The following is a 5,052-nucleotide window of genomic DNA, read 5'->3' as shown; positions in this document are numbered from 1 at the left end:
AAGGGCTTTTTGGTTGAAAAAAAGATAAAGAAAATAAGGGAAAATATAGCAAAGACTATAGGAGTTGAAGATAAATCAATAATATTTACATCAGGGGGGACAGAAGGTAACAATGCAATCATACGTAGCGTGGCCGGTCTTAATAAGAGGAGAAGGAACCATATCATCACTTCGTGTATAGAGCATCCTGCAGTTTTAAACACTGTAAAGTCTCTAGAAGAGGAAGGTTTTGAGATAACAATCCTAGGAGTAGATGAAACAGGCCAGGTAAATGTGGATGAATTGGAAGAGGCAATTACAGATAGGACCTGCCTGGTAAGTATAATGTACGTCAATAATGAATTGGGGTCTATTCAGCCGGTCCAGCAGATTGGTGAGATAGTATCTAGGCATGACCAGGTATTTTTCCATGTAGATGCTGTCCAGGCCTATGGTAAGATTAACTTTAAGATCAAGGATATAGGGGCTGATTTTATGACTGTCAGTGGTCACAAAATTCATGGACCTAAGGGGATAGGTTTTATGTATGTAAAGGACCTAAACAGGTTCAAGCCCTTATTAAGAGGTGGTGGACAAGAGTTTGATCTAAGGTCTGGAACTGAAAATGTTCCTGGTATATATGGACTAGGTAAGGCAATAGAAATCCTCTTTGAAGACCTTGATGCTAATATAGAAAAAATAAGGGACAACAAGGATTACCTATATATGAGGATTTCCCAAAAGATAGATGGTATAAGGCTTAACTCTGACCTCCTAAGAGGGGTTTGCCATGTATTGAATGTAAGCTTTGACCAAGTAAAGGGGGAAGTTCTGCTCCACTACTTGGATGATGAGGGTATATCTGTTTCTACAGGTTCAGCCTGCTCAGCCAAGAAGAAGGGTAGCCATGTCCTAAATGCTATAGGCTTGAGTCCTGAACAGGTTGATGGAACGATAAGATTTAGTTTATCAGAGGATAATACTAAGGAAGAAATAGACTATGTTGTAGAAAAATTACAAAAGCACATAGAAATGATTAGGTTTTTTGCTAAGAAAAATAAGAGATAGGTCTTGTTATTTACTTGAGACCGGTATAGACTAGTCTATAAGTAGGGCTAGACTTGATCAAGGCCAAGGAAAACGAAGGAGAAAGCAAATGTATAATATATTGATAGCCAAATATGGTGAAATAGGAGTAAAGGGTAAAAATAGGTATATATTTGAAAATAAGCTAATAAGAAATATAAGGAATATGTTGAAGCCAATGGGCAAATTCAACGTATACAAGGAATACGGAAGAATATATATAGATGTAGATGACACTAATTATGAAGCGGTTATAGAGGAAGTAAGGAAGGTCTTTGGTGTAGTTGGTATTTGTCCAGCTATAAAGAGGGACCAGGACTATGACCTATTGAAGGAAACTGCCCTATATATGCTTAAAGAAAAGGTAGCCCAGGGTGCCAAGACTTTCAAGATAGCATCAAAGAGAGGGGACAAGTCCTTTAGGCTGACTTCCCAGGAAATGAGTATAGATATTGGGGGCTACGTATTGAGCAAGCTTAATGATCCTAATATAAAGGTTGATGTTAGAAACCCTGAGTTGACAATTACATGTGAGTATAGGAAGGAACATATCCTAGTGTATACAGATGCAGTTGCTGGATATGGTGGACTACCACTTGGAACTAATGGCAAGGCCATTACCCTTTTGTCTGGTGGTATAGACAGTCCAGTTGCATCTTGGTTAGTAGCTAAGAGGGGGGTAGACATAGAGGCAGTCCACTTCCATTCATATCCCTTTACTAATGAAAGGTCCCAGGAAAAGGTAAGAGACCTAGCTAGGATTCTATCAAAGTATTGTGGACCAATAAAGCTACACATGGTAAATATACTGGATATACAAAAGGCCATAGCTGAAAAGTGTAATGAAGAAGAAACTACTATCTTGTCTAGGAGATTTATGATGAGGATAGCAGAGGAAATAGGAAGGTCAAGGTATTGCGATGCCTTGATAACAGGTGAAAGCATAGGCCAGGTTGCATCCCAGACCATGCAGGGTATAGTGTGTACTAATGCTGCTGTATCTCTACCTATATTCAGGCCCTTGATTGCCATGGACAAGGTAGAAATTATAAAGTTGGCTGAAGAGATAGGTACCTATGATACTTCAATCATACCAGAAACAGATTGCTGTGCCCTATTTTCACCAAAGAAGCCAGTGACTAAGCCTAGGTTAGAGCGTATTGAAAAGTCAGAGTCCAAGCTGGATGTAGAGGATCTAATCAAGGCGGCAGTCGAGGCTTCAGTAATGGAGGTAATAGACTATGGAGACCAAGAATAATATAAATGATATAAAGACAAATGTAGAAAAAATAGCCCTAATTTTTGAGGGTGGGGGAATGAGGGCTGCATTTTCTTGCGGTATCTCTAACACCCTACTTGAAAATGGCATATATTTTGACTATGTAGCAGGTATATCTGCTGGTTCAAGTATGACGGTCAACTATATTGCTAGGGACAGGGTAAGGACCAAGAGGTCTTTTGTTGAGCTGGCAGCAGACCCAAACTTCGGTGGTTGGAAGACCTTCCTAAGAGGTAAGGGGTTTTTCAATTCAGAGTACATATATGAGCATACTTCCATGCCAGGTCAGGCCCTACCCTTGGACTTTGACTTTTTTATGGCCAACCCAACCAAGTTCAGGATAATTGCCTATGACCTTGAGGCAAATAGGCCAAGAGTCTTCGCCAATGGAGACATAAAAGAATTATCAGACCTTATGAAGATAGTAAGGTCATCATCATCTTTGCCAATTATTATGCCACCAACCCACTACGAGGGAAAAATCTACTATGATGGTGGTGTCCTAGGTGGAATACCCTTAGATATTGCCATGGAAGAGGGTTATGATAAATTCTTTATAGTCAGGACCCAGGAAAGGTCCTACAGAAAGAAACCAGTCAAGCATCCAGGCCTGATAAGCTGGTACTTTAGAAAGTATCCAGGCCTTATAGATAGGATACTTAAAAGACCCCAGGTATATAATGATACCTGTGACCTAATAGACAGGCTGGAGGCCCAGGGTAAGGCCTATGTAGTATATCCAGATGATATGAAGGTTACCAATAGGGAGAAGAATGTAGAGGTTCTAGAAGGCCTCTATAGGCAGGGTCTAGACATAGGAAAAAGAGACCTAGAAAAGTGGAAAAAATTTATTGATGGTTAGATATAAATAAGGGGAACCCCAGAGACTAGAATTAAGTCTTTGGGGTTCATTTAGAGTGATGAGGGTAAATGACGAAGCCAAGTTCGATATCCAGGGCCTAGGTGGACCAGAAGTTGCTAGTGTAGATATAGTAAAGCCAAACAAGGAAAGACTAGCACTTAATAGCAAGGACTACAGTTACTTAAAGGGGCTGGGGATGCTATCTATAAAGGCTCAGTATTTTACTGAAGCAGGTGAATATACAGCAGTATTCCATTTTGATGGAGCCAATGATACTGAAATTGTATTTACTGTAGAATAGTAGAAGACTGAATACAGATATAAGAGAACAGCTATTTGTAATAGACCATAGAAAAATATATATTTCCCCCTTGGTGATGTCATCAGGGGGGATTTTTTGTACAAAAAGCCTTGAAAAATAGGTCTCTAAGAAGGGTGAAACATTTTAAATATAAATAAAGTTTTATAGGATTTAGGGGACCTTTTTATACAGAAATGATTGATTTTTTTTCTCGTTAGATGTATAATAACAGGAATGTGTACAATGTATGTACAAGGAAAGGAAAATATATGGAAATATCAAAATTCAGTGAATTACAAGTAAGCGAAGAAATAAAAAGAGCTATAGAGGATCTAGGCTACGAAGAGCCATCTCCAATTCAGGCCCAGGCCATACCTAGAATGATAGAAGGTCATGACGTAATAGGTCAGGCCCAGACTGGAACAGGAAAGACAGCATCCTTTAGTATACCAATCCTAGAAAATATTGATAAAGATAATAGAAAACTACAGGCAATTGTATTGTGTCCAACTAGAGAATTAGCTATACAGGTGTCTGAAGAGGTCAGAAAGCTTGCTAAATATATGCAGGGTATCCGTACCCTACCGATATATGGTGGACAGCCTATAGACAGGCAAATAAAGGCTCTAAAGGGGGGTGTACAGATAGTAATAGGTACACCTGGTCGTGTAATCGACCATATTAATAGGAAGACACTAAAGCTAGACCAGGTAAAGATGGTCGTATTGGATGAGGCAGATGAGATGCTAGATATGGGCTTTAGGGAGGATATAGAGACTATCCTATCAAATGTGCCAGAAGAAAGACAGACAGCCCTATTCTCGGCTACTATGCCAAGACCTATCCTAGAGCTTACTAAGAAGTATCAAAAGGACCCTGTCCATATCAAGGTAGTAAGAAAGACTCTTACAGTTTCAAATATCAAGCAGTACTATATAGAGACTAGAAAGTCCAACAAGCTGGAGGTTTTAACGAGGCTATTAGATGTATACAACCCAAAGCTAACAGTAGTATTTACCAACACTAAGAAGGGTGCAGATGAGCTAGTATCAAGCCTACAGGCAAGAGGCTACGGGGCTGACTCCCTACATGGCGACCTAAAGCAGGTTCAGAGAGATATAGTTATGGACAAGTTCAGGGCTGGCACAATTGATATACTTGTGGCGACAGATGTGGCTGCCAGGGGTATAGACATCGATGACGTAGAGTGTGTAATAAACTATGAACTACCTCAGGATGACGAGTACTATGTTCACAGAATAGGTAGGACAGGTAGGGCAGGTAGAGAGGGCATAGCCTTTTCTTTTGCCTTTGGTAGGGAAATGAGAAAGCTGAAAGATATAGAGAGATATACCAAGTCAAAGATAGTAAAGCATGATATCCCATCCGTAAATGATGTAGAGCAAAAGAAGGTTAGTCAGTTCTTTGAAGGGGTAAAGGAAACTCTACAGGAAGGTAATATAGCCAAGCATGTCCAGTGGATAGAAGACTTCTGTAATGAAGAGGACTATTCTATGATAGATATATGTGCTGCCATCCTAAAAA

5 protein-coding genes are annotated in these 5,052 nt (G+C 39.7%); all 5 read left to right on the top strand.

Annotation, left to right across the window (positions count from 1 at the left end; genetic code table 11):
• Window positions 1–1,047 (top strand): cysteine desulfurase family protein (locus ACW6OJ_RS07350; protein ID WP_456096180.1); only part of this gene is annotated, 1,047 nt, incomplete at its 5' end.
• Between the two features lie 88 nt (window positions 1,048–1,135).
• Complete coding sequence (thiI, locus tag ACW6OJ_RS07345) at window positions 1,136–2,323, top strand: tRNA uracil 4-sulfurtransferase ThiI (RefSeq protein WP_456096179.1); 1,188 nt, start codon at window positions 1,136–1,138, stop codon at window positions 2,321–2,323.
• The gene (locus ACW6OJ_RS07340; RefSeq protein ID WP_456096178.1) at window positions 2,307–3,206 is read left to right on the top strand and encodes a patatin-like phospholipase family protein; all 900 of its coding nucleotides are present in this window, start codon (window positions 2,307–2,309) and stop codon (window positions 3,204–3,206) included. The genes thiI and ACW6OJ_RS07340 overlap by 17 nt, the downstream gene beginning before the upstream one ends.
• Window positions 3,207–3,261: 55 nt before the next feature.
• Complete coding sequence (locus ACW6OJ_RS07335; RefSeq protein ID WP_456096177.1) at window positions 3,262–3,507, top strand: hypothetical protein; 246 nt, start codon at window positions 3,262–3,264, stop codon at window positions 3,505–3,507.
• A gap of 269 nt (window positions 3,508–3,776) precedes the next feature.
• Window positions 3,777–5,052, top strand: a 1,276-nt coding sequence (locus ACW6OJ_RS07330) for a DEAD/DEAH box helicase (protein WP_456096176.1), incomplete at its 3' end; no start/stop codon positions are given.

Source organism: Peptostreptococcus sp., assembly GCF_977045075.1.
This window is presented reverse-complemented; position numbering and strand designations above follow the sequence as displayed.

What these genes read in the sequence shown, in the direction of transcription:
- thiI (WP_456096179.1), top strand. Translation starts at nt 1,136, where the DNA reads ATGTATAATATATTGATAGCCAAATATGGTGAAATAGGAGTAAAGGGT.
- ACW6OJ_RS07340 (WP_456096178.1), top strand. Translation starts at nt 2,307, where the DNA reads ATGGAGACCAAGAATAATATAAATGATATAAAGACAAATGTAGAAAAA.